The organism is Pseudonocardia autotrophica (assembly GCF_003945385.1).
Taxonomy (GTDB): Bacteria; Actinomycetota; Actinomycetes; order Mycobacteriales; family Pseudonocardiaceae; genus Pseudonocardia; species Pseudonocardia autotrophica.
The window spans coordinates 6,554,047-6,577,570 of record NZ_AP018920.1 but is presented as its reverse complement, the minus strand read 5'-3'; the positions used below and the strand labels follow the sequence as shown (position 1 = coordinate 6,577,570).

The following is a 23,524-nucleotide window of genomic DNA, read 5'->3' as shown; positions in this document are numbered from 1 at the left end:
GATGACCCGGTACGTCCTGGGCCGGCTCGGCGGTGCGGCGCTCGTGCTGGTCGTGGTGTTCGTGCTGTTCGAGACGCTGCCCGGGGACGCCGCCGAGACGATCCTGGCGCAGAGCGGCCGTTCCGGTGCACTGCCGCCCGAGCAGGTCGCCGCGCTGCGCGCCGAGCTCGGGCTGGACCGGGGTCCGGTCGAGCGGTTCGGGTCCTGGGCGGGTGGGCTGCTGCGCGGTGATCTCGGGACCTCGCTGCTGTCCGGCCGCCCGGTCACCGACGTGCTCGGCGACCGGATCGGGAACAGCCTGGTACTGGCGTCGGTCACGGTGCTGTTGCTGCTCCCGCTGGCACTCGCGCTCGGTCTGCTCGCCGGGGTCCGGGCCGGGAGAAGGACCGACCGCTCGGTGAGCACCGGCGCGCTCGCCGCGGAGGCCGTGCCCTCGTTCGTGATCGGGGTGGTGCTGATCGCGGTCGTCGCGCTCGGCTGGCGCTTGCTGCCCGCGGTGTCCCTGGTGCCGTCGGGGACGAGCCCGCTGGCCCGCCCGGAGGTGCTCGTGCTGCCGGTGCTCACGCTGCTCGCCGGGCTGGTGCCGCATCCGGTGCGGGTGATCCGGGCCCGCACCGCCGAGCTGGTCGCCACCGAGCCGGTCCGCACGGCGGCACTGCACGGCGTCGGGCACACCAGGCTGTTCGCCCGGTACGTGGCACCGGTCGCGCTGGCCGCGGCGCTGCCGCCGATCGCCGGATCGGTGGCCGGGCTGGTCGGTGGGGTCGCCGTCGTCGAGACGGTGTTCTCCTACCCGGGGCTGGCCCAGGAGCTGGTGCGGGCGATCGCGCTGCGCGACTTCCCGGTCGTCGCGGCGGCCGCGGTGCTGATGGCGGTGTTCGGGGTGGCGGTGCACCTGCTCGCCGATCTCGCCGCACTGGCCGCCAGCCCGCTCGCCCGCCGGGCGGTCCTGGACGGGCGCCGGTGACCGGCCGGACCCCGGCGGCCCTGGTCACCGGGCTGGTCGCGCTGCTGGTGGTGGCCGGGCCGCTGCTGGCACCGTGGGATCCGGGCGCGACCGTCGGTGTCCCGTTCGACGGTCCGTCCGCCGGGCACCTGCTGGGGACCGACCGGCTCGGTCGCGACGTGCTGTCCCGGGTGCTGCACGGTGGCTGGCGGCTGGCGCTGATCACGGTGGCCGCGCTGGCCGCGGCATATCTGGTCGGGTTCCCGGCCGGGCTGCTCGCCGGTCTGCGCCGGGCCGCCGACGGTCCGGTGATGCGGCCGGTCGACGTGCTCGTCGTGCTGCCGTGGTTCCTGGTGCTGGCGGTGCTGGCGACGGCGGCCGGTCGCGGGGCCCCGGCGCTGGTCGCCGCCGGTGCGCTCACCGCGTTGCCGTGGGTGGTGAAGGTGGTTCGCGGCGCCACGCTGGAGGAGGCGTCGGCGGGCTACGTCGAGGCGGCGCAGGCCCGTGCCGAGCCGCTGCGCCGGATCGCCGTCGTCGAGGTGGCGCCGAACATCGTGCCGGTGGTCGCCGCGGACGCCGGGATGCGGCTGACGGCGACCCTGTCGGTGATCACCGCGGGCGGCTACCTGGGGCTCGGGCTGGCACCGAACACCCCGGACTGGGCGCTGGAGATCGCGGCCAACCAGAGCGGGCTGACCGTGCAGCCGTGGGCGGTGCTCGGCCCGGCACTGATGATCGTGCTGCTGGTCGTGTCGGTGAACCTGCTGGCCGATTCGCGCGCCGCCCGGGACACCCCGCGCCGGCCGGTACCGGTGCCGCCGCGGGCCGGGCACGGGCCCGACGCGCTGGTCGCTCGCGGGCTCTCGGTGCACGACGCCGGTGGCCGTTCGCTGCTGTCCGGGATCGACCTGGTGCTCGGGGACGGCCGCGGGCTGGCCGTGGTCGGACCGTCCGGCTCGGGCAAGAGCACCCTCGTCCGCGCGGTGACCGGAGCGCTCGCCCCCGGTCTGCACGCCGGTGGGGAGATCCGGTTCGGTGGCGGCCCCGGCCGCCGCGCGGCCGGCTGGGTCCCGCAGGACCCGGCGCTCGGGCTGAGCCCGTCGGTGCGGATCGGTGTCCAGGTCCGTGACGTGCACCGTGCGCACGGCGCCGGTACCGGCGCGGACGCGGTGTCCGCCACCCTGACGGGGGTGGGGCTGCCCGGCGACCCGGCGTTCCTGCGCCGCTACCCGAACCAGCTCTCCGGGGGCCAGCAGCAGCGACTGCTGCTGGCGCTCGCCCTGGTCGGGGACCCGAACCTGCTGGTGCTCGACGAGCCGACGACCGGCCTCGACCCGGACACCTCCGCGGCGGTGCTGGACGTGGTGCGCGAGCGGCGGGCCCGGGGCGTCGCGCTGCTGGTCGTCACGCACGATCTCGGCGCGGTGCGCGATCTCGTCGACGACGTGCTCACCGTGGTCGACGGTGCTCCGGCCGGGCCGCAGCCCGTCACCACGGTGCAGGCAGCCCTGGTGCGGGCGGCCCCGGCGCAGGCCGCCCCGGGGCGGCGCCCGTCCGCCGGGATCGCCCCGGAGCCGCTGCTGCGGGTCCGCAGGCTCACGGCCGGGTACCGGGCGCATCCGGTGCTCGACCGGGTCGATCTCGACATCGGTGCCGGCGAATGCGTCGGGCTGGTCGGGAACTCCGGTGCCGGCAAGAGCACACTGGCCCGCTGCCTGGTCGGGCTGCACCGGCCGGCCGGTGGCACCGTCGTGCTGGACGGCGTGGCGCTGGCCGGCCGGGCCGGTGCCCGGACCCGCGCCCAGCGCGGCGCGATCCAGTACGTGTTCCAGAACCCGGCCCGGTCGCTGAACCCGCGCCGGACGGTGGCCGGTGAGATCGCCGCCCCGATCCGGATCTTCGGCACGCAGGTGCCACCCGCCGTGCTGCTGGAACGGGTCGGGCTCGACGCCGGCCTGCTCGGCCGGCGCACCGACCGGCTCTCCGGCGGCCAGCAGCAGCGGGTCGCGCTGGCCAGGGCGCTGGCGGCCGGTCCACGGCTGCTGGTGTGCGACGAGATCGTGTCCTCGCTGGACCCGGCGAACCGGCGGGCGATCCTGGACCTGCTGCGCGAGCTGCGGCGCTCGGAGGAGCTGTCGGTGCTGTTCGTCAGCCACGACCACGAGGCGGTCGACGCGCTCGCCGACCGGGTGCTCGTCGTCGACGACGGGACACTGCTGCCCGCCGCCGGTCAGCCGGTCACCGAGGGGTAGGGCACGAAGGTGCTGCGATCCTCCGCGATCGCCGGTGCCTGGTCCAGCCGGGGGAAGGCGCGCTGCGGGCACTGCTCCCGGCTGCAGACCCGGCAGCCCGCCCCGATCGGGGTGGCGGCGGCCGGGTCGTCGAGGTCCAGCCCGGCGGAGTAGACGAGCCGGTGCGCGTGCCGCAGCTCGCAACCCAGCGCGATCGCGAACGTCTTCCCCGGCCGGCCCCACCGGCGCTGCGAGCCGTGCACGGTCCGGGCGACCCACAGGTAGCGGGCACCGTCCGGCATCGCGGCGACCTGCACGTCGATCTCCCCGGGCGAGCCGAACGCCCGGTAGACGTTCCACAGCGGGCAGGTCCCGCCGCCGCGGGAGAAGTGGAACCCGGTCGCCGACTGTCGCTTCGACATGTTCCCGGCCCGGTCCACCCGGACGAAGGAGAACGGCACCCCCGGCGCGGACGGGCGCTGCAGCGTGGAGAGCCGGTGGCAGATCGTCTCGAAACCCTGCCCGAAGTGGTCGGCCATCCGCTCGATGTCGTAGCGGAACTCCTCGGCGGTCGCCCGGAACTCACCGTAGGGCAGCACCAGGGCCGCGGCGAAGTAGCGGGCCAGCCCGATCCGGGTGAGCGTGCGCGTCTCGGCCGCGTCATCGCCCGCCGGGGTGTCCTCGGCGGCGAGTGCCTCGATCGTGTGCTCCTGCTCGAGGAACGCGAGCTGGGTCGCCATCCGGAAGGCCTGCTGGCCGGCCCGCAGCGCCGGGGACAGCCGCAGCATCCGGTTCACCCGGTCGTAGCGGTGCAGCTCGCCGGATCCGCCGGCGTCGTCCTCCAGCCCGGCGATGCCGACGCCGTGCGTGCCGCGCAGCCGCTCCGCCAGTGCCCGCCGGACCTCGCCGCGGCGCAGCCCGATCGTCTCGGCGAGCTCCTCGGCGGCGTCGTCGAGATCGGCGATGTGGTTGCGGCGCCGGTAGAAGAAGTCCCGGACCTGTTCGTGCGGTGAGGCCGCGTGCACCCGGTCGCTGCCGTCGCGCGGGGTGTCGGTGGCGGCGGTGAGGTGCTCGTCGGCCCGCCGCCAGCGCCGGTAGAGCTCCAGCACCGCATCGGCCGCCGACGGGAGCTCGGTGGCGAGCCGCTCGATCTGGCCGGTGGGAACCGCCTCGGCGACCGAGGTCTCGGCGAACACCTCGTGCAGTTCGGCGACCAGCCGCTCCGGGCGGCGCGCGGCGAAGAACGCGGCGTCCACCCCGAACACCTCGGTGATCCGCAGCAGGACCGGGACGGTCAGCGGGCGGGAGCCGTGCTCGATCTGGTTCAGGTAGCTCGGCGAGATCCCCAGGGTGCGTGCCAGCTCGGCCTGGCTCATCGAACGCGTCTCCCGCAGCGCGCGCAGCCGGGTCCCCGGCACCCCTGACTTCGACATGCCGGAACTGTATCGAAACTCGCTATTTGCAACATTTGCAAAAACGCTCCGGAAGATGTGCAGATCTTGGCAATCGGCCACCGTCGCCGATCGCCGTCACGGCTCCGATGCTGGTCATACCCCGTTCGAACAGCGCAGTGCGGTTGTCCGTCATCCCGGGCGCCGTGTGCGAACAGACACGGACGAGAACATTCGCAGAAGGAGCACGACATGACCGGGAGCACCCGGCAGGAGCGCATCGACGAGCTCGAGCGGCAGTGGGCGACCGACCCGCGGTGGGCCGGCATCACCCGCGGGCACAGCGCGGCCGACGTGGTGGCGCTGTCCGGCAGCGTCCAGGAGGAGCACACCCTGGCCCGGCTCGGCGCGGAGCGGCTCTGGCGGCTGCTGCACGAGCGCGACTACGTGCACGCGCTCGGTGCGCTGACCGGCAACCAGGCGGTGCAGAGCGTCCGGGCCGGCCTGGAAGCGATCTACCTGTCCGGCTGGCAGGTCGCCGCCGACGCGAACCTCGCCGGCCAGACCTATCCGGACCAGAGCCTCTACCCGGCCAACTCGGTCCCCGCGGTGGTGCGCCGGATCAACAACGCGCTGCTGCGTGCCGACCAGATCACCACCCTGGAGAACCGGGAGGACAGCGACCCGCACTGGCTGGCCCCGATCGTCGCCGACGCCGAGGCCGGCTTCGGCGGCCCGCTCAACGCCTTCGAGCTGATGAAGTCGATGATCGAGGCCGGCGCGGCCGGCGTGCACTGGGAGGACCAGCTCGCCTCCGAGAAGAAGTGCGGCCACCTCGGCGGCAAGGTGCTGATCCCGACCGGCCAGCACGTCCGGACGCTGAACTCGGCCCGCCTCGCCGCCGACATCGCCGGCGTCGGGTCGGTGATCGTGGCCCGCACCGACGCGCAGGCCGCGAACCTGATCACCTCCGACGTCGACGAGCGGGACCAGCCGTACCTGACCGGTGAGCGCACCGCGGAGGGCTTCTTCCGGGTCAACGGTGGCCTGGAGCCGTGCATCACCCGCGGCCTGGCCTACGCGCCGTACGCGGACCTGCTCTGGATGGAGACCTCCGTCCCGGACCTGGAGCTGGCCCGCAAGTACGCCGAGGCGATCAAGGGCGAGTTCCCGGACCAGATGCTCGCCTACAACTGCTCGCCGTCGTTCAACTGGCGCCGCCACCTCGACGACGACACCATCGCCCGCTTCCAGCGTGAGCTGGGCGCGATGGGCTACTCGTTCCAGTTCATCACCCTGGCCGGCTTCCACGCCCTGAACCACTCGATGTTCGACCTGGCCAAGGGCTACGCGGCGAACGGGATGACCTCCTACGTCGCGCTGCAGGAGCGCGAGTTCGCCGCGGAGGCCGAGGGTTACACCGCGGTCAAGCACCAGCGCGAGGTCGGCACCGGCTGGTTCGACGCGGTCTCCACCGCGGTCAACCCGGAGTCCTCGACGACCGCGCTGGGCGGGTCCACCGAGGCCGAGCAGTTCCAGCACTGATTTCTCCCCGACCGGCGGGGCGGCGCCCGCCGCCCCGCCGGTCACCCCCATCCCGGACACGGAGGCACCGTGAGTGAGATCGAGAGGGTCGGCGTCGTCGGCGCCGGTCAGATGGGCGCGGGCATCGCCGAGGTGTGTGCCCGCGCCGGGTGCGACGTCGTCGTGGTCGAGCAGGGCGGGGAGGCCGCCGAGGCGGGCCGTGAGCGGATCCGGGTCTCCCTGGACCGCGCGGTGGACCGGGGCCGGCTCACCGGGGCCGAGCGGTCGGCCGCCGACGGGCGGCTGCGGTTCGTCACCGACGTCGGTGAGCTCGCCGACCGGCAGCTGGTGGTCGAGGCGGTGATCGAGGACGAGCTGGTCAAGGCCGACCTGATCACCCGGATCGACAAGGTGCTCGCCGATCCGTCGGCGATCATCGCCTCGAACACCAGCTCGATCCCGATCATGAAGCTGGCGCACGGGACCGACCGGCCGGGCAACGTGATCGGGCTGCACTTCTTCAACCCGGTCCCGGTGCTGCCGCTGGTCGAGGTGATCGGCTCGCTGACCACCTCGCCGCAGACCCGGGAGCGGGTGGAGGCCTTCGTCACCGGCACCCTCGGCAAGCAGATCGTCCGGGCGGCGGACCGGGCCGGGTTCGTGGTGAACGCGCTGCTGGTGCCCTACCTGCTCGCCGCCGTCCGGATGGTGGAGACCGGCCGGGCCACCCCGGCCGACGTCGACCGGGGCATGAAGCTCGGCTGCGCGCACCCGATGGGCCCGCTGGAGCTGGCCGACCTGATCGGGCTGGACACGGTCGCCGCGATCGCCGAGTCGATGTACGCGGAGGACCGCGAGCCGCTGTACTCGCCGCCGCCGCTGCTGCGCCGGATGGTCCAGGCGGGCCTGCTGGGCCGCAAGGCCGGCCGCGGGTTCCACGCCTACCCCGAGCCCGGCGCCGGAGGGGGCTGAGATGCTCAGCACCGAGATCCCGGCCCGGCGGCGCCGCGCGCTGCTGCGCGAATCGCTCGCCGGCCGCACCGGCCCCGCGCTGCGGTTCCGGTCGGTGCCCACCGCGGCCGCCGCGGGCCGGGCCGCTGCCTGCGGCCTGGACGGGGTGCACCTGGCCTGGGCCGATCTCGGCCCGTCGGGCGAGGTCGTGGCCGGGATCGTGCGGGCGATGCCGCTGCCGGTACTGGTCGACCTCGGCGGGATCGCCGACGTCGAGCGGGCGGTCGAGCTGCTGGAGGTGGCGGGCGTCTCGGCGATCCTGCTGGACGACCTCGCCCGCCCGGATCCCGCCGGTGCGGCGGGTCCGCCGCCCGGATCCGACGACCCGGTGACCCGGCTCGCGGTCGCGCTGGGCGCCCGCCGGGACCCGGACCTGCTGATCGGTGTGCGGCCGGCCGTCCGCAGCACCGAAGGACTGATCGACGCGGTCGACCGCGCCAGGGCCCAGGTGGCCGCCGGCGCCGATCTGATCGTCGTCGGGCGCCCGGAGACGGAGGCCGGGTACACCGTCCTCCGCGAGGCGCTCGACATCCCGCTGCTGGTCGACGCGACCGCGTCCGACCACAGCCCGCCGCCCACCCCCCGGCGGCTCGCCGAACTCGGCATGGACGTCGTGATCCACCCCGTCACCCTCCCGCGGACCGCGCCGGACGCCGCCGAACGCGGCGTCATCGCGACGCGCGACACCCGACACGCACGGGCGGGCGGCGGTTCCGCCGCCCGCACAACGGAGGAACACCGATGACCGAGAACGCCCGACGTGGCCTGGTCGGCGTGGTCGCCGACAGCACCGCGATCTCCGACGTCGACCCGGACCACAACCAGCTGCTCTTCCGCGGCTACCCGGTCGGGGAGCTGGCCCGGCGGCACACCTTCCTCGACGTCGTCGCGCTGCTGCTGTCCGGCGAGCTGCCGGACCCGGACGAGCGCGCCGAGCTGGACCGCCGGGAGCGGGCCGGGCGCGCGCTCGATCCCGCGCTGGCCTCGCTGCTGGCCTCGCTGCCGGTCGACTGCCACCCGATGGACGTGCTGCGCACCGCGGTCAGCTGGCTCGGCGCGTTCGACCCGGACGCCGGGGACACCTCCCCGGAGGCGAGCCGGGAGAAGGCGGTCCGGCTGATCGCGCTGCTGCCGACCGTGGTCGCGCTGGACCAGCGCCGCCGCCGCGGGCAGCAGCCGATCGCGCCGCGTGCGGACCTGCCCTACGCGGAGAACTTCCTGCACATGGCGTTCGGTGAGGTCCCGGAGCCCGAGATCGTGCGGGCCTTCGAGGTCTCGATGCTGCTCTACGCCGAGCACAGCTTCAACGCCTCCGCGTTCGCCGCGCGAGTGGTCACCTCGACCAGGTCGGACCTCTACAGCGCGGTGGTCGCCGGGATCGGCGCGCTGAAGGGCGCGCTGCACGGCGGCGCGAACGAGGCCGTGATGAACCAGTTCGCCGAGATCGGCGACCCGGACGCGGTCGACGAGTGGCTCGCCGCCCGGATCGAGGCCGGGGACACGGTCATGGGCTTCGGCCACCGGGTCTACAAGCGGGGCGACTCCCGGGTGCCGGTGCTGCACCCGCACCTGCGCCGGACCGCGGAGCTGCGTGGCGGCCGTGAGCTGATGGCGTTCTACGAGGTGCTGGCCGGGGCGATGCTCCGGGACAAGGGCCTGCGGCCGAACCTCGACTACGCGGCCGGCCCGCTCTACCACCTCATCGGCTTCGACCCGCCCATGTTCGCCGCGCTGTTCGCGATGTCGCGGGTCAGCGGCTGGACCGCGCACGCCGTCGAACAGGCCGGCGACAACATCCTGATCCGTCCCGTCGCCACCTACGACGGTAAGGGCAAGCGGGAGGTGCCGGTCATTTCCTGAGTTCTTTCCCGAGGTATCCCGAAAACCGGGAGGGCAGTCGCCCTTCCGGTTTTCGGCATGCCATTTTCCGCATTCATCGACGTGTCTCTGGTCACGTATCCGCTGGTATTGGACATAGATGGACGTCCGACTTTATGGTCGACGTTGTTTACTGCTGCCGTGCGAAGGAGCTGTTGTGGCCGCGATCGACGTGCTCGAACACCGCCTGTCCGGAAAGCCCTGGTCGGGGTCGTCCGAGCGGTTCTCCGATGTGTACGACCCCAATCGCGGAACGGCCCGGGCGCGCGTCCGGCTCGCCGATGAATCCGATGTGGACGAGGTCGTCCGGGTCGCCGTCGAGGCCCAGCGGGAGTGGGCCGCCTGGAACCCGCAGCGCCGGGCCCGGGTGCTGCTGCGGTTCCTGCAGCTCGCGAACCAGCACCACGACGAGCTGGCCGCGCTGCTCTCCGCCGAGCACGGCAAGACGCTGCCGGACGCCCGCGGCGACATCCAGCGCGGCCTGGAGGTGATCGAGTTCGCCGCCGGTGCCCCGCACCTGCTCAAGGGCGAGTACTCCACCGACGCCGGCGGCGGGATCGACGTCTACTCGATGCGCCAGCCGCTCGGCGTGGTCGCCGCGATCACCCCGTTCAACTTCCCGGCGATGATCCCGCTCTGGAAGCTCGGACCGGCGCTGGCCTGCGGCAACGCCGTCGTGCTCAAGCCCTCCGAGCGGGACCCCTCGGTCCCGATCCGGATCGCCGAGCTGTTCGACGAGGCGGGCCTGCCGCCCGGTGTGCTGACCGTGCTGCACGGCGACAAGGTGGCGGTGGACGCGCTGCTCGTGCACCCGGACATCCAGGCGGTCGGCTTCGTCGGCTCCACCCCGATCGCGCAGTACGTCTATGCGACCGCCACCGCGCACGGCAAGCGCGCCCAGTGCTTCGGCGGGGCGAAGAACCACCTGATCGTCATGCCGGACGCCGATCTCGACCAGGCCGCCGACGCGATCTCGGGCGCCGCGTTCGGTTCCGCGGGCCAGCGCTGCATGGCCGTGTCGGTGGCCGTCCCGGTCGGTGAACAGACCGCGGACGCGCTGGTCGCCAAGCTCGCCGAGCGGGCCCGGAACCTGACGATCGGCCGCTCCGACTCGGAGACCGCCGACCTGGGTCCGCTGGTCGGGGCGGATGCGGCGCAGCGGGTGACCGCGGCGATCGCGGCCGGCGCCGAGGAGGGTGCCGAGCTGGTCGTCGACGGCCGCGGGATCACCCCGCCCGATGGCGGCGAGGGCGGCTGGTTCGTCGGCGGCACGCTGTTCGACCGGGTCACCACCGACATGTCGCTCTACCGGGACGAGATCTTCGGTCCGGTGCTGTCGGTGGTCAGGGCAGCGGACTACGAACAGGCCCTGCGGCTGCCCAACGAGAACGTCTACGGCAACGGCGTCTCGATCTTCACCCGGGACGGCGACGCGGCCCGGAACTTCGCCGCGCGGGTGAACACCGGGATGGTCGGGGTGAACGTACCGATCCCGGTGCCGATCGCGTACCACACCTTCGGCGGGTGGAAGGCCTCCGGATTCGGCGATCTCAACCAGCACGGACCGGATTCGTTCAAGTTCTACACCCGCACCAAGACCGTCACCTCGCGCTGGCCCTCCGGGATCAAGGACGGCGCCTCCTTCGTGATCCCGACCATGTCATGAGTGCCGCACCGGCCGACCTGGCCGAGCTGACCGAGGAGCAGCGGGCACTGGTCGAGACCGCCGAGGCCTTCGCCACCGAGTGGATCGCCCCGCACGCGGTGGAGTGGGACCGGGACAAGCACTTCCCGCTGGACGTGCTGCGCGAGGCGGCCAAGCTGGGCATGGCCGGGCTCTACGTCGCCGAGGAGCACGGCGGGACCGGGCTGAGCCGCTACGACGCGGTGCTGGTGTTCGAGGCGCTGGCGACCGGCTGCCCCTCGCTGGCCGGTTATCTGTCCATCCACAACATGGTCGCCGGCATGATCGACCGGCACGGCACCGCCGAGCAGCGGGCCCGGTACCTGCCCGCGCTGTGCACGATGGACGAGCCGGCCAGCTACTGCCTCACCGAGCCGGACGCCGGATCGGACGCGGCGGCGCTGCGCACCAGCGCCGTGCGCGACGGCGAGCACTGGGTGATGGACGGCGTCAAGCAGTTCATCTCCGGGGCCGGGACGTCCGAGCGCTACCTGGTGTTCGCCCGTACCGGCGGGCCGGGCGCCGGCGGGATCACCGCGTTCCTGGTGCACCGCGACGCCCTGGAGTTCGGGCCGAACGAGGCCAAGATGGGCTGGAACGCCCAGCCCACCCGGCAGGTGGTGCTGCGCGGGGTCCGGGTGCCCGACACCGACCGGCTCGGCGACGAGGGCGGCGGGTTCCGGATCGCGATGGGCGGGCTGGACGGCGGGCGGCTGAACATCGCCGCCTGCTCGCTCGGCGGAGCCAGGTCCGCGCTGGACCGGGCGATCGCACACCTCGCCGACCGCCGCGCGTTCGGCGAGCCGCTGTCCGGCAGGCAGGGCCTGCGGTTCCGGGTGGCCGACGCGCACACCGAGCTGGCCGCCGCCCGGCTGCTGCTGCACCGGGCGGCGCGGGCCGCCGACGCGGGCGAGCCGGACGCCACCCGGCTCTGCGCGATGGCGAAGCGGCTGGCCACCGACACCGGTCACGAGGTCGCCGACGCGGCGCTGCAGCTGCACGGCGGCTACGGCTACCTGGCCGAGTACGGCATCGAGAAGATCGTGCGGGACCTGCGCGTGCACCGGATCCTCGAGGGAACCAACGAGGTCATGCGCGTGATCGTCTCCCGCGGACTGATGGGAGCGGAGTCATGAGCAGCGGGCCCACGAACGACGTGCGGGTCGAGCGGACCGGCGGGATCGGCCGGATCGTGCTGGACCGGCCGAAGGCGATCAACGCCCTCACCCACGAGATGGTGCTGACCATCGACGCCACCCTGCGCGCGTGGGCCACCGACGACGGCGTCGGCGCGGTGGTCCTCACCGGGGCCGGCGAGCGCGGACTGTGCGCGGGCGGTGACATCCGTGGCATCCACGCCGACGCGCAGGTGGGCGGCGCCGCCACCCGCGACTTCTGGCGGGACGAGTACCACCTCAACGCGCTGATCGGGCGCTACCCGAAGCCGTACGTGGCGGTGATGGACGGCCTGGTGATGGGCGGCGGCGTCGGTGTCTCCGGGCACGCGAGCCACCGGATCGTCACCGAGCGGACCCGGCTCGGCATGCCCGAGGTCGGGATCGGGCTGGTCCCCGACGTCGGCGGCACCTGGCTGCTGTCGCGGGCGTCCGGTGAGCTGGGGCTCTACGCCGCGCTGACCGGGGCCGTGCTCGGGGCCGGCGACGCGCTCGCCATGGGCTTCGCCGACTGGTACCTGCCGACCGGCAAGCTCCCCGCGCTGATGTCCGCGCTGGCCGACCTGCGGGTCCCGGCCGCGGAGCTGCCCGAGGCGCTCGGCGGTCTGCTGCAGGACCTGGCCGAGCCCGAGCCGGAGCCGGAGCTGTCGGCGTACCGGTGGTGGATCGACCGGTGCTTCGAGGCCCCGACGGCGGAGGAGATCGTGCACCGGCTCGCCACGTCCGGGGTGTCGGAGGCCGAGGACACCGCCAAGACGATCGGCCAGAAGTCGCCGTCCTGCGTGAAGGTCGCGCTGGCCGCGATCCGCAGGGCCCGGTCGCACCGGTCCCTGTCCGAGGCGCTGAACCAGGAGTACCGGGTCTCGCTGCGCTGCCTCGCCGCGCCGGATCTGGTGGAGGGCATCCGGGCCCAGGTGATCGACAAGGACCGCACACCGCGCTGGAACCCCGCGGTGCTCGAACAGGTGGACGACGCCACGGTCGAGGGCTACCTGGCCCCGCTGACCGACGTCGCCGAGCTGGGACTGGAAGGTGAACGATGAGCCGCATCGCCGTCGTCGGGCTGGGGAACATGGGCGGGCCGATGGCCGCCAACCTGGTCGCCGCGGGACACACCGTCACCGGGTACGACCCGGTGCCGGCCGCGCGGGAGACCGCAGCACGGGCCGGGGTGGACGTCGCCGGTAGCAGCCCGGAGGCCGTCACCGGTGCCGAGGTGGTGATCACCATGCTGCCCAGCGGCAAGCACGTCACCGACGTCTACGCCGAGCTGCTGCCCGCGGCACCGGCCGGAGCGCTGTTCGTGGACTGCTCGACGATCGACGTCGGCTCGTCCCGGGCGGCCCACGCGGCCGCGGCCGCTGCCGGACACCGGTCGGTCGACGCACCCGTGTCCGGTGGCGTGGTCGGCGCCGAGGCCGGGACGCTCACCTTCATGGCGGGCGGCGCGCCCGAGGCGATCACCGACGCCGAGCCGGTACTGGCCGTGCTCGGCAAGCGCACCGTGCGCTGCGGCGACCCGGGCGCGGGCCAGGTGGCGAAGATGTGCAACAACATGGTGCTCGGCGCGTCGATGATCGCGGTGTCCGAGGCGTTCGTGCTGGCCGAGAAGCTGGGCCTGGAGCCGCAGGCACTGTTCGACGTCGTCTCCACCTCGTCCGGGCAGTGCTGGGCGGTCAGCACCAACTGCCCGGTCCCCGGGCCGGTCCCGGGCAGCCCCGCCAACCGGGACTTCACCGGCGGGTTCGCCGCCCAGCTGATGCTCAAGGACCTGCGGCTGGCCCAGGACGCCGCCGCCGAGGCCGGGATCGAGCTGGCGATGGGCCGGCGGGCGACCGAGCGCTACACCGAGTTCACCGAGCGCGACGACCGGGTGCAGGACTTCTCGGCGATCGTCACCGACATCCGGAAGGGCGGCTGAGATGGGCGGGTACTCGACGATCGTGGTGAGCACCCCCGCCGAGGGGGTCGGCCTGGTCCGGCTGGACCGGCCCAAGGCGCTCAACGCGCTGAACCACCAGGTGATGACCGAGGTGATCGACGCGGTACGGGCGTTCGACGCCGATCCGGTGATCGGTGCGGTGGTGATCACCGGCTCGGAGCGGGCGTTCGCCGCCGGCGCGGACATCTCCGAGATGGCCGGGCTCTCGCACCGGGAGGTGACCGAGCAGGACCTGTTCGCGGGCTGGGACGGCCTGCGCGGACTGCGCACCCCGGTCGTCGCCGCGGTCGCCGGGCACGCACTGGGCGGCGGCTGCGAGCTGGCGATGATGTGCGATCTGCTGATCGCCGCGGACACCGCCCGGTTCGGCCAGCCGGAGATCAAGCTCGGGGTGATCCCCGGGATGGGCGGTTCGCAGCGGCTGACCAGGACTGTCGGTAAGGCCAAGGCGATGGACCTGTGCCTGACCGGGCGCACGATGGACGCCGAGGAGGCCGAGCGGGCCGGGCTGGTCAGCCGGATCGTCCCGGCCGCCGAGCTGGTGGACACCGCCGTCGAGGTGGCGGCGACGATCGCCGGGATGTCCCGGACCGCGGCCGCCGCCGCGAAGGAGGCCGTCGACGTGGTCTTCGAGTCCACCCTGGCCGAGGGGATCCGGTTCGAGCGGCGCACCTTCCACGCGCTGTTCGCCACCCCGGACCAGAAGGAGGGCATGGCGGCCTTCCTGGAGAAGCGCGCGCCCGACTACCGGCGGTGAGTCACCGCGGGGCGGCCCCGGTTCCGGCCGGGGCCGCCCGCCCGGTTCACAGCACGACCAGCGGGCAGGCGGCGCTCGGATGTTCCAGGACCGTCGCCGTCACCCCGTAGACCCCCCGGATCCGCTCGACGGTCAGCACCTCGGCCGGCGTCCCGGAGACGACCGCCCGGCCGTCGTCGAGCAGCACCAGCCGGTGGCAGTAGCGGGCGGCCAGGTTCAGATCGTGCAGCGCGACCAGGGTGGGCAGGCCGAGCTCGCCGACCAGCTCGAGCAGCGCCAGCTGGTGCGCGATGTCGAGATGGTTGGTCGGCTCGTCCATCACCAGCAGCGCCGGCCGCCCGACCAGTGCCCGCGCGACCAGCGCCCGCTGCCGCTCGCCGCCGGAGAGCGTGTCCAGCCTGCGCCCGGCGAGCCGGGTCAGATCGAGCAGCTCCAGCGCGGCGTCGACCAGCGCGTGATCGAGGTCGTCGTCGGCCTGCAGCGCGCGCTTGTGCGGCGAGCGGCCGGTGGCGACGATCTCCCGGATGGTGAGCGGGAAGTCGGTGGGCACGTCCTGCAGCACCACGCCGACCCGGCGGGCCACCTCGCGGGCGGGCGCCCGGCGCACGTCGATGCCGTCCACCAGCACCCGGCCCGACGCCGGCCTGCCCACCCGGTAGACGGTGCGCAGCAGCGACGACTTGCCGCTGCCGTTCGGGCCGAGCAGGCCGACCACCTCGCCGGGGCCGACGGTCAGCGACACGCCGTCGACCAGGGTGGCGGTGCCCGCCGTGACCACGACGTCCTCGACGACCAGCGGGGTCACCGGGCCACCTCCCGGCGGCCGTCGCGGCGCAGCAGCCAGACGAAGAACGGCCCGCCGACCAGCGCCGTCACGATCCCCACCGGGATCTCCTCCGGGCTGATCACGGTCCGCGCGACCAGATCGGCCAGCACCGTGAACACCGCGCCGACCAGCACCGCGACCGGCAGCGCCCGGCGGTGCGCCGAGCCGACCAGGAACCGCACCACGTGCGGCAGCATCAGCCCGACGAAGCCGATCACCCCGGACACCGCGACCGTCACCCCGACCAGCACCGCGACCACGACGAACACCCGCCTGCGGAACCGGTGCACGTCCACCCCCAGCGCGCCGGCGCTCTCGTCGCCGGCCAGCAGCAGATCCAGCTCGCGGGCCCTGGCCACCAGCAGGAACAGCCCGGCCACCAGCACCACCGCCGGGACCACCAGCAGGTCCCAGCGGGCGGAGCCGAAGCCGCCGAGCGTCCAGAACAGCACCTGCGAGGCGAGCATCGGGTTCGGCGCGGTGAGCACCAGCAGGCTGGTCAGCGCGGACAGCACCGACCCGACGGCGACCCCGCCCAGGATCAGCCGGAGCACGGTGATCCGGCCCGCCGATCGGGCGATCGTCAGCACCACCGCGAGGGTGACGAGCGCGCCGCCGAAGGCCGCCACGTTCAGCGTGAGCGCCCCGGCGCCGAGCAGCCCGAACCGCATGACGACCACCGCGCCGGTGGCGGCGCCGGCCGAGACCCCGATGATCCCGGGCCCGGCCAGCGGGTTGCGCACCACGGCCTGCAGGACCATCCCGGCGACCGTCAGCGTCGCGCCGACCAGCGCGGCGAGCAGCACCCGGGGCAATCGGGTGTCGGCGACGATCAGGTCCTGTGCCCTGGTCCAGTCCGGATCGGGGACCAGCGCCGGGCCGCCGAGCCGGTGCGCGAGGATCCGCCAGGTCTGCGACCACGGCACCGCCACCGAGCCGGTGGCCAGCGCGAACCCGACCGCCGCGACGAGCAGCACGGCCAGTCCGGCCAGCACGACCGGCAGCCCGAAGCGGCCGCTCGCCGCGCCGCGCCGGGAACCGGGACCGGGCGCCGGGAGCGGGCCGTCGCGCCGCAGCACGGCGACCAGCTCGGCGCGCCGGCTCACCGGAACCGGTCGGGATGCAGGTCGCGGGCGAGCTGCTCGACGGCGTCCACCGAACGCGGGCCGGGCTGGGCGAGGGAGAGCCCGACGGTCGGGAACGCGTTCGTGGCCAGCGCGGGGACGTCGGCGACGGCCGGGGTGGCCCGCAGCGTCTCGATCTTCGACTCGACGCTCGGCTCCAGGTAGTCGTAGATCAGGATCACCGCGGGACGGCGCTGCGCGACCTGCTCCCAGGACACCTGCGGCCAGCGCTCGTCGACGTCGTCGAACACGTTCCGGCCGCCGGCCCGCTCGATGATCTCGGTGAGGATGGCCTTGCCGCCCGCCGTGCGCGGCGCGTCGGCACCGCTGTTGTAGACGAACACCGGCACCGGTTCGACGGTCCCGAGCTGCTCGGTGACGGTGTCCAGCCGGTCGCGCAGCCCGGACACCGACTCGGCGGCCCGGTCCGGCACCCCGAAGACGGCGCCGATCCGGTCGATCTCGCCGAACAGGTCGTCGAAACCGGAGCGGCCGTCGCGGCAGGACTCGGGATTGAGGTGGGTGCGGACACCGAGCTCGCCGAGCCGCTCCCTGGTGTGCCCCGATGACTCGGAGAAGCCGTCCGGGTAGCCGGCGTAGACGAAGTCCGGCTCCACGGCGAGCAGCTGCTCCAGCGACGGCTGCCCGGGGGCGATCACCGGGACCGAGCCGTAGGCCTCGGCGTACTGCTCGCCGATCGGCCGGTTCTTCAGATACGCGGTGCCCACCATCGAGTCCTGCAGGCCGAGCTCCAGCATCAGCTCGGTCGCGTTGGAGGTGAGCGTGACCGCCCGCGCCGGGGGCGCGTCGTAGACGGTCTCGACACCGCAGTTGTCGTCGACGACCGGGAAGCCGTCGGCGGTGCCCGCGGTGGTGGGGGAGTCCTGCACGGCGGCGCCGCAGCCGGCGAGGAACAGCAACGAGGCGGCGGCGAGCGCGGCGCCCGGTGACGGTCGGGATCGGAACACCTGGACAACCTATGAAAGATTGATCAGGTGTCCAGCTTGGAATGGGGTGTTCTGACCCACGCCGCCGGGTCGCGCGACTCGGCGACCGAACTGGCCGACACCGTGCGGCTGGCGGTGCGCGCCGAGGAGCTGGGTTTCGGCTCGTTCTGGGTCGCCCAGCACCATCTCGGCGCCCAGCAGGGGCACGCGTCGTCGCCGCTGGTGGTGCTGGCCGCGGTCGCCGCGCGCACCGAGCGGATCGGGCTGGGTACCGCGGTCGTGGTCGGCGCGCTGGAGCATCCGCTGCGGCTGGTGGAGGACGCGGCGACGGTGGACGCGCTCAGCGGCGGGCGGCTGGAGCTGGGGCTCGGCGCGGGATCGGATCCCGGGGTGGCGGAGGCGTTCGGGATCCGGCCGCAGGACCGGCACGCGCGGCTGGACACCGTGCTGGACGCGCTCGCCGAGGCGGACGTGGTCCCCGCGGCGGGCGGGCTGCGGGACCGGCTCTGGCTGGCCACCTCGTCGGAGGCGGGGGTGCGGACCGCCGCGGAGCGCGGCACCGGCCTGCTGTCCGGGCGCCGCTCCGGCCCTGCCGGCCCGGACGACGCGCGCTCCGCGGATCTGCTGGCCCGGTTCCGGGCGGCCGGCGGGCGCCGGGTGGGTCTGTCCCGGCCGCTGGTCCCCGGCGCCTGCGGGGAGGAGGTCCGCGACCTGCTCGCGCCGCACATCGCGCGCTCCGGCCGGGACCCGGTGGCCCATCTGGCCGCAGGCAACGTCTACGCGGGCACCGAGCACGAGGTGGCCACCGGCCTCGCCGCGGACCCCTGCCTGCCGTACGCCACCCGGCTGCTGTGCCACGTCCAGCCCGCCCGGCTGACCTTCGCCGAGCTCGATCCCATCCTGCGCCGCGTCGCCCGGCTGGCCCGGGGTTTCCGCGACGGGCCTGACCCGAGAGAGGATCACCGCCGTGCATCCACCGCCTGAACCGTCCGACCAGATGCGAGCACAGGCCGAACGGCTGCGCGGCCCGGACGGCCGCTACCTGCTGCCGCCGACCCCGGCGTCCGCGCCGTGGACCGGGGGCAGGCTGTTGCGCGTGGGGCGGGCGTTCGCGTTGCTGCGCCAGGACACCTGGGCGCCGGACGTGTTGCAGCGGGCCGTCCTCGGTGACCACACCGGGACCCTGGACCGGGTGGTGCTGCCCGATCCGTCGACGCCGGGGGCGGCGGCATCGGTCGCCGAGCTGGTCCGGCTCGCCGCCCGCTACACCGACGCGGACCGGCTGCCCGGCCGGACCCAGCTGGTCGTGCGCTGGCCGTCCGGGGACACCGGCACCGCCGCCGCGTTCGCCGCGGCCGGGCTGCGGCTGGACGCGCTGATGGGGGAGCGGGCGGCCGAGCCGCTGCCCGGCCACCCGGTGGCCGGCGTGACGGTCCGGATCGCCGCCCCCGCCGATGTGCCGGCCGTGGTCGATCTCGCCGTCGAGGAGACCCGCTATCACGTGGCGATCTCCCCGTTCACCCGGGACGTCGACGCGGTCCGCGGCTGGACCTCCAGCGCGGTACTGGCCGCCGACCCGGCCCATCCGGTGTTCGTCGCCGAGCGGGACGGCCGGGTCGTCGGCTACGCGGCCTGCGAGCTCGTCGACACCCCGGACGACGGCCTGGTGCACCCGCTCCCGCCGGGCCGGACCGGGCACCTGCGCTCGGTCGGGGTCACCGCCGCCGGGCGCGGCCGGGGCACCGGCACCGCGCTGGTGCACGCCGCCGGGCCGGTTCAGGCCCGGTGGAACCGCGGGGCGCGCCGCTGAAGGAACGCCCGCACCGCCTCCCGGTGGTCCCGGCTGCGGATCAGCTCCGCGCACCGGGCCACCAGCTCGGCGCGGGCGGTCCGCCGGTCCTGGCCGACCGCCCGATCCACCGCCGCCTTGGTCGCCTCCACCGCCAGCGGGGACCGGCCCGCGATCCGGTGCGCCGTCGCCAGCGCTGCCGGGAGCAGTGCGTCGGCGGGGACGACCTCGCGGACCAGGCCGGTCCGCAGGGCCGTCGCCGCGTCGCACGGCTCGCCGGTCAGCAGCATCGCCTTGGCCGGGCCGAGGCCGATCAGCCCGGGCAGCCGCCAGGTGCTCATGATCAACCCGACGTTCACCCCGGCCGCGACGAAGAAGGCGTCCTCGGCGGCGATCCGGATGTCGCAGGACAGCGCGAGCTCCAGCCCGCCACCGATGGCGCCGCCGGTGACCGCGGCGATCGTCGGGACCCGCAGCTGCTCCACCCGGTCGACGGTGGCCAGCAGGGTCTCCAGGAACCCGGTCCCGGTCCGGTCCCCGGTCAGGTCGGCGCCGGAGCTGAAGTGCCCGGTCGTCCCCGGTGAGGACGACCGCCCGCACCTCGGGATCGGCCTCGACCCGGTCCAGCGCGTCGCGCAGGGCGGCCTGGACCGGGCCGGACAGCATCCCGGCCGGCCGTCCGTCGAGGGACAGCACCGCGACGTGCGGGCCGTCGAGCCGCAGCCGGACGCCGGTCGGGACGCCGGTGGTGGTCACCGGGCGGGGACCTCGCGACGGGCCGGCCCCTGGTAGGTGGCCAGCGGGCGGATCAACGAGTTCGCGGCCAGCTGCTCGGTGATGTGCGCGGTCCAGCCGGTGATCCGGGACATCACGAACAACGGGGTGAACATCGGGATGTCGAACCCCATCAGGTGGTAGAGCGGACCGGCGGGATAGTCCAGGTTGGGGTGCAGGCCCTTCTCCCGGTGCATCGCGGTGGCCAGCGCGGTGTGCGTGGCGAGCAGGTCGTGCGCCCCGGTGAGCTCGACGACCTCCTCCAGCGAGCGCTGCAGGGTCGGGACCCGGGAGTCGCCACGCTTGTAGACCCGGTGCCCGAAGCCCATGATCTTCCGCTTCCCGGCGAGCGCCTCGGCCAGCCAGGCCTGCGCAGCCTCCGGGCCGTCGATCTCGGCGAGCATGTGCATGACCGCCTCGTTCGCACCGCCGTGCAGTGGGCCCTTCAGCGCCCCGATCCCGGCGACCACGGCGCTGTACAGGTCGGACAGCGTCGAGGTCACCACGCGCGCGGTGAAGGTGGACGCGTTGAAGCTGTGCTCCGCGTAGAGGATCATCGAGACCTCGAACGCCCGCACCACCTCCGGCGCCGGGACCTCGCCGAACGTCATGTGGAAGAAGTTCTCCGAGTACCCGAGCGACGGGTCCGGCGCGATCGGGTCCTGGCCGCGGCGTCGGCGCTGGTCGATCGCGACCACGGTGGGCAGCGCGGCCAGCAGGCGCAGCGACTTCGTCGCGTTCGCCCCGGCGTCGTCCTCCCGGACGTCCTCCGAACCGAGCCAGCTCACCGCCGTGCGCAGGGTGTCCATCGGATGGCAGGTGGTCGGGGTGGCCATCAGCAGGGCCTGCAGGCTGCGGTCGATCGGGCGCAGCGCCCGCTCGCGCTCGGTCAGCGCGGCCAGCGCGGTGGCGTCCGGGAGCTCGCCGGTCCAGAGCAGGTGCGCGACGTCGAGGAAACCGCGGTGCGCGCACAGGTCCTGCACCGGGTAGCCGCGGTAGAGCAGCGAGTTGGTCTCGGAATCGACCTTCGAGATCGCCGTGGTGTCGGCGACGACGCCGGCCAGTCCCTTGTGCACCTCCGGCGGTGCATCGGTGACGGTCATGACGGGTCCTCCTCCAGGTATCCGGCGAGCCGCGCGTCGAATGCCGCGTACTCGTCGTATCCGAGCAGTTCGTAGAGCCTGCTCCGGGTCTGCATCCGCTCGACGACGCCCTGCTGGGAGCCGCTGCGGCGGATCTCGGCGAGACCGGCCTCGGCGGCGCCCATCGCCAGCCGGAGCAGGGTCACCGGGTAGATGACGACGTTGATGCCGAGCTTCTCCAGGGTCTGCGCGGACAGCAGCGGGCTCTTGCCGAACTCGGTCATGTTGGCCAGCAGCGGGACGTCGAGCGCGTCCCGGAACGCGGCGTACTCGCGCTCCTCGGTCAGCGCCTCCACGAAGACCATGTCCGCGCCCGAGTCCACGTAGGCCTTCGCCCGGTCGATCGCGGCGTCGAGGCCCTCGACGGCGCGGGCGTCGGTGCGGGCGCAGAGCACGAACGCGTCGTCCCGGCGGCCGCGGACCGCCGCCCGGATCCGGGTGCACATGTCCGCGGTGGACACCAGCTCCTTGCCCTCGAGGTGGCCGCACCGCTTGGGCTCGACCTGGTCCTCCAGGTGGCAGCCGGAGATCCCGGCGTCCTCGAACGACCGGATCGTGCGGGCCACGTTCGCCGGGCCGCCCCAGCCGGTGTCGGCGTCGACCAGGGTCGGCAGATCGGTGCTGCGGGTGATCGTGGCGGCCCGCCCGGCGACCTCGGTGGCCGTCATCAGGCCGACGTCGGGCAGTCCCAGCTCGGCCGACAGCACCGCCCCGGACACGTACACGCCGTCGAAGCCCTGCTCGGCGATCAGCATCGCCGACAGCGCGTTGAAGGCGCCGGGGAACTGCAGCAGCCTGCCATCGGCCAGTGCCTCGCGGAACGCGACCCGCTGCTGGTGCGCGGTGCTGCTCGATCCGAGCATGCTCAGAACACCCCGCGCCCGGAGGCCACGGCCAGATCGGGGAGCACCACCGTCAGCTCGCCCAGGTCCGCGGCCGACAGCTCCGGCAGGCGCAGCGCGTGGTCGAGGAAACGGTCCTGCTCGACCCGGTCGACGACGTCGCGGGACAGGTCCCGGAACTTGCCGACGTAGGCGTCGCGGCCGAACGGGCGGGCGCCGAGCGGGTGTGCGTCGGCGACGGCGATCTCGTCGGTCAGCGTCGAACCGTCGGTGAAGGTGACCTCGACCCGGCCGCCGAACGCCTTCTCCGCCGGGTCGTGCGAGTGGTAGCGCCGGGTCCACTCCGGGTCCTCGACGGTGGAGATCGCGTGCCAGAGCCCGACCAGCTCGTCGTCGGCCGCCCGGTGCGGCGGGTAGGAGCGCTCGTGGTGGAAACCGCCGTCGAGCAGCGCGACCGCGACGATGTAGGGGATCGAGTGGTCCAGGGTCTCCCGGGAGGCCTTCGGGTCGTACTTCTGCGGGTCGCCGGATCCGGAGCCGATCACGTAGTGCGTGTGGTGGCTGGTGTGGATGACGATGCTGCGCACCTGTCCGGGGCCGCCCGCCTCGCGGATCCGCGGGCCCAGGCGGCGGGCCAGGTCGATCAGCGCCTGGCTCTGGTACTCCGCGGAGTGCTCCTTGGTGTAGGTCTGCAGGATCGCCTGCGGTGCCTCGCCGCGGACCGGGAGCGCGACGGTGTACCCGGCGTCCGGCCCGTCCAGCATCCAGGCGATCACCCCGTCCTCGCCCTCGTAGATCGGCGACGGCGCGCCCTCGCCGAGCATCGCCCGGTCCACGGCCTCGATCGCGACCTTGCCCGCGAACGCCGGGGCGAACGCCTTCCAGGACGAGATCTCGCCCTTGCGCGACTGCCGGGTCGCGGTCGTGGTGTGCAGGGCCTGCTGCACCGCCTGGTAGGTGACCTCGGTCGGCAGGTCGAGCAGCGCGCCGATCCCCGCGGCCACCGACGGGCCGAGGTGCGCCACGTGGTCGATCTTGTGCGCGTGCAGGCAGATCCCGGTGACCAGGGCGACCTGCACCTCGTAGGCGACGGCGATCGCCCTGGTCAGCGCGGCCCCGTCGGCGCCGGTGTGCTGGGCCACCGCCAGCAGCGGCGGGATGTTGTCGCCCGGGTGCGAGTAGTCGGCCGCCAGGAAGGTGTCGTGGTAGTCCAGCTCGCGCACGGCGACGCCGTTGGCCCAGGCCGCCCACTCCGGGGAGACCCGCTCGCGGGTACCGAAGACGACCGCGCCCGTCCGGTCCTGCGCCGCGGCGTGCCGCAGCGCCTGCGCGCGGGCCGCGACGACCGGTCCGCGGTTCACCGATGCGGTCGCCACACCGGCGTTGTCGATCAGCCGGTTGACCACCATGTCGGCGACCTCGGCGGGCGGTTCGACGCCGTCCGCGGCGACCTCGGCGATCTTCCAGGCCAGCTGATCGGCACGGGCGAGGTTCTCCTCGCTGCGGTGCACCCTGACCTTGTGGTCGACGGTCATGCGATC

The 23,524-nt window shown here is 74.0% G+C and carries 22 protein-coding genes; 14 read left to right on the top strand and 8 right to left on the bottom strand.

All coding sequences use genetic code 11. The features are described 5' to 3' along the window. Window position 1: 1 nt before the first annotated feature. Complete coding sequence (locus Pdca_RS30575; protein ID WP_085910521.1) at window positions 2-967, top strand: ABC transporter permease; 966 nt, start codon at window positions 2-4, stop codon at window positions 965-967. Next, window positions 964-3,198 carry an ABC transporter ATP-binding protein/permease gene (locus Pdca_RS30570; RefSeq protein ID WP_085910522.1) on the top strand — a complete coding sequence of 745 codons (2,235 nt, stop codon included), beginning with the start codon at window positions 964-966 and terminating at the stop codon, window positions 3,196-3,198. Before Pdca_RS30575 ends, Pdca_RS30570 begins: the two co-directional genes overlap by 4 nt. Here the strand turns inward: Pdca_RS30570 and Pdca_RS30565 are convergent. Continuing rightward, entirely contained in the window at window positions 3,177-4,610 is a 1,434-nt protein-coding gene (locus Pdca_RS30565; RefSeq protein ID WP_085910523.1) for a short-chain fatty acyl-CoA regulator family protein, read from the bottom strand. The genes Pdca_RS30570 and Pdca_RS30565 overlap by 22 nt on opposite strands. A 210-nt stretch (window positions 4,611-4,820) precedes the next feature. On the opposite strand from Pdca_RS30565, the gene aceA reads away from it, so the two are divergent. From aceA to Pdca_RS30520, 9 genes are all read left to right on the top strand, one after another. Beyond that, on the top strand, window positions 4,821-6,113 hold the full coding sequence (aceA, locus tag Pdca_RS30560) for an isocitrate lyase (protein WP_085910524.1): 1,293 nt from the start codon (window positions 4,821-4,823) through the stop codon (window positions 6,111-6,113). 69 nt (window positions 6,114-6,182) lie between these two features. Further along, the gene (locus Pdca_RS30555) at window positions 6,183-7,064 is read left to right on the top strand and encodes a 3-hydroxybutyryl-CoA dehydrogenase (protein ID WP_085910525.1); all 882 of its coding nucleotides are present in this window, start codon (window positions 6,183-6,185) and stop codon (window positions 7,062-7,064) included. Window position 7,065: 1 nt separating this feature from the next. Next, window positions 7,066-7,848, top strand: a complete 783-nt coding sequence (locus Pdca_RS30550; RefSeq protein WP_085910526.1) for an isocitrate lyase/phosphoenolpyruvate mutase family protein — start codon at window positions 7,066-7,068, stop codon at window positions 7,846-7,848. Further along, window positions 7,845-8,963: a bifunctional 2-methylcitrate synthase/citrate synthase gene (locus Pdca_RS30545; protein ID WP_085910527.1), complete on the top strand. Its 1,119-nt coding sequence runs from the start codon at window positions 7,845-7,847 to the stop codon at window positions 8,961-8,963. The genes Pdca_RS30550 and Pdca_RS30545 overlap by 4 nt, the downstream gene beginning before the upstream one ends. Before the next feature lie 175 nt (window positions 8,964-9,138). Continuing rightward, window positions 9,139-10,647 (top strand): CoA-acylating methylmalonate-semialdehyde dehydrogenase, encoded by a 1,509-nt coding sequence (locus Pdca_RS30540; protein ID WP_232021293.1) that lies wholly within the window; start codon window positions 9,139-9,141, stop codon window positions 10,645-10,647. Continuing rightward, window positions 10,644-11,801: an acyl-CoA dehydrogenase family protein gene (locus Pdca_RS30535; RefSeq protein WP_085910529.1), complete on the top strand. Its 1,158-nt coding sequence runs from the start codon at window positions 10,644-10,646 to the stop codon at window positions 11,799-11,801. Before Pdca_RS30540 ends, Pdca_RS30535 begins: the two co-directional genes overlap by 4 nt. Then, window positions 11,798-12,883: an enoyl-CoA hydratase/isomerase family protein gene (locus Pdca_RS30530; protein WP_085910530.1), complete on the top strand. Its 1,086-nt coding sequence runs from the start codon at window positions 11,798-11,800 to the stop codon at window positions 12,881-12,883. Before Pdca_RS30535 ends, Pdca_RS30530 begins: the two co-directional genes overlap by 4 nt. Then, the gene (gene mmsB / locus Pdca_RS30525) at window positions 12,880-13,761 is read left to right on the top strand and encodes a 3-hydroxyisobutyrate dehydrogenase (protein WP_085910531.1); all 882 of its coding nucleotides are present in this window, start codon (window positions 12,880-12,882) and stop codon (window positions 13,759-13,761) included. The genes Pdca_RS30530 and mmsB overlap by 4 nt, the downstream gene beginning before the upstream one ends. 1 nt (window position 13,762) lies before the next feature. Then, on the top strand, window positions 13,763-14,539 hold the full coding sequence (locus tag Pdca_RS30520) for an enoyl-CoA hydratase (RefSeq protein WP_085910532.1): 777 nt from the start codon (window positions 13,763-13,765) through the stop codon (window positions 14,537-14,539). A 46-nt stretch (window positions 14,540-14,585) separates the two neighbouring features. On the opposite strand, the gene Pdca_RS30515 is transcribed toward Pdca_RS30520, so the two are convergent. The 3 genes from Pdca_RS30515 to Pdca_RS30505 are packed head-to-tail and all read right to left on the bottom strand — an operon-like array spanning window position 14,586 to window position 17,457. Beyond that, a complete protein-coding gene (locus tag Pdca_RS30515) occupies window positions 14,586-15,344 on the bottom strand; it encodes an ABC transporter ATP-binding protein (protein WP_085910533.1) in 759 nt (252 codons plus the stop codon). Continuing rightward, window positions 15,341-16,471: a FecCD family ABC transporter permease gene (locus tag Pdca_RS30510; RefSeq protein ID WP_085910534.1), complete on the bottom strand. Its 1,131-nt coding sequence runs from the start codon at window positions 16,469-16,471 to the stop codon at window positions 15,341-15,343. Before Pdca_RS30510 ends, Pdca_RS30515 begins: the two co-directional genes overlap by 4 nt. Then, the gene (locus tag Pdca_RS30505) at window positions 16,468-17,457 is read right to left on the bottom strand and encodes an ABC transporter substrate-binding protein (protein WP_174824263.1); all 990 of its coding nucleotides are present in this window, start codon (window positions 17,455-17,457) and stop codon (window positions 16,468-16,470) included. The genes Pdca_RS30510 and Pdca_RS30505 overlap by 4 nt, the downstream gene beginning before the upstream one ends. Window positions 17,458-17,484: 27 nt before the next feature. Between Pdca_RS30505 and Pdca_RS30500 the strand changes: the two genes are divergently transcribed. Beyond that, a complete protein-coding gene (locus Pdca_RS30500) occupies window positions 17,485-18,420 on the top strand; it encodes an LLM class flavin-dependent oxidoreductase (protein ID WP_158092027.1) in 936 nt (311 codons plus the stop codon). A 13-nt stretch (window positions 18,421-18,433) separates the two neighbouring features. After that, the gene (locus Pdca_RS30495; protein ID WP_125911621.1) at window positions 18,434-19,246 is read left to right on the top strand and encodes a GNAT family N-acetyltransferase; all 813 of its coding nucleotides are present in this window, start codon (window positions 18,434-18,436) and stop codon (window positions 19,244-19,246) included. On the opposite strand, the gene Pdca_RS30490 is transcribed toward Pdca_RS30495, so the two are convergent. Further along, window positions 19,213-19,740, bottom strand: coding sequence for an enoyl-CoA hydratase/isomerase family protein (locus Pdca_RS30490; protein WP_232021746.1), 528 nt, complete (start codon window positions 19,738-19,740; stop codon window positions 19,213-19,215). The two genes, Pdca_RS30495 and Pdca_RS30490, sit on opposite strands and share 34 nt — an antisense overlap. On the opposite strand from Pdca_RS30490, the gene Pdca_RS30485 reads away from it, so the two are divergent. Next, window positions 19,721-20,017 (top strand): hypothetical protein, encoded by a 297-nt coding sequence (locus tag Pdca_RS30485; RefSeq protein WP_085910538.1) that lies wholly within the window; start codon window positions 19,721-19,723, stop codon window positions 20,015-20,017. The genes Pdca_RS30490 and Pdca_RS30485 overlap by 20 nt on opposite strands. Here the strand turns inward: Pdca_RS30485 and Pdca_RS30480 are convergent. From Pdca_RS30480 to Pdca_RS30470, 3 genes are read right to left on the bottom strand one after another with little or no spacing between them, the layout of a single operon-like run. After that, window positions 19,978-21,102: a bifunctional 2-methylcitrate synthase/citrate synthase gene (locus Pdca_RS30480; protein WP_085910539.1), complete on the bottom strand. Its 1,125-nt coding sequence runs from the start codon at window positions 21,100-21,102 to the stop codon at window positions 19,978-19,980. The genes Pdca_RS30485 and Pdca_RS30480 overlap by 40 nt on opposite strands. Beyond that, window positions 21,099-22,004 (bottom strand): methylisocitrate lyase, encoded by a 906-nt coding sequence (prpB, locus tag Pdca_RS30475; protein WP_085910540.1) that lies wholly within the window; start codon window positions 22,002-22,004, stop codon window positions 21,099-21,101. Before prpB ends, Pdca_RS30480 begins: the two co-directional genes overlap by 4 nt. A 2-nt stretch (window positions 22,005-22,006) precedes the next feature. Next, complete coding sequence (locus Pdca_RS30470) at window positions 22,007-23,518, bottom strand: MmgE/PrpD family protein (RefSeq protein WP_085910541.1); 1,512 nt, start codon at window positions 23,516-23,518, stop codon at window positions 22,007-22,009. Between the last annotated feature and the right edge of the window lie 6 nt (window positions 23,519-23,524).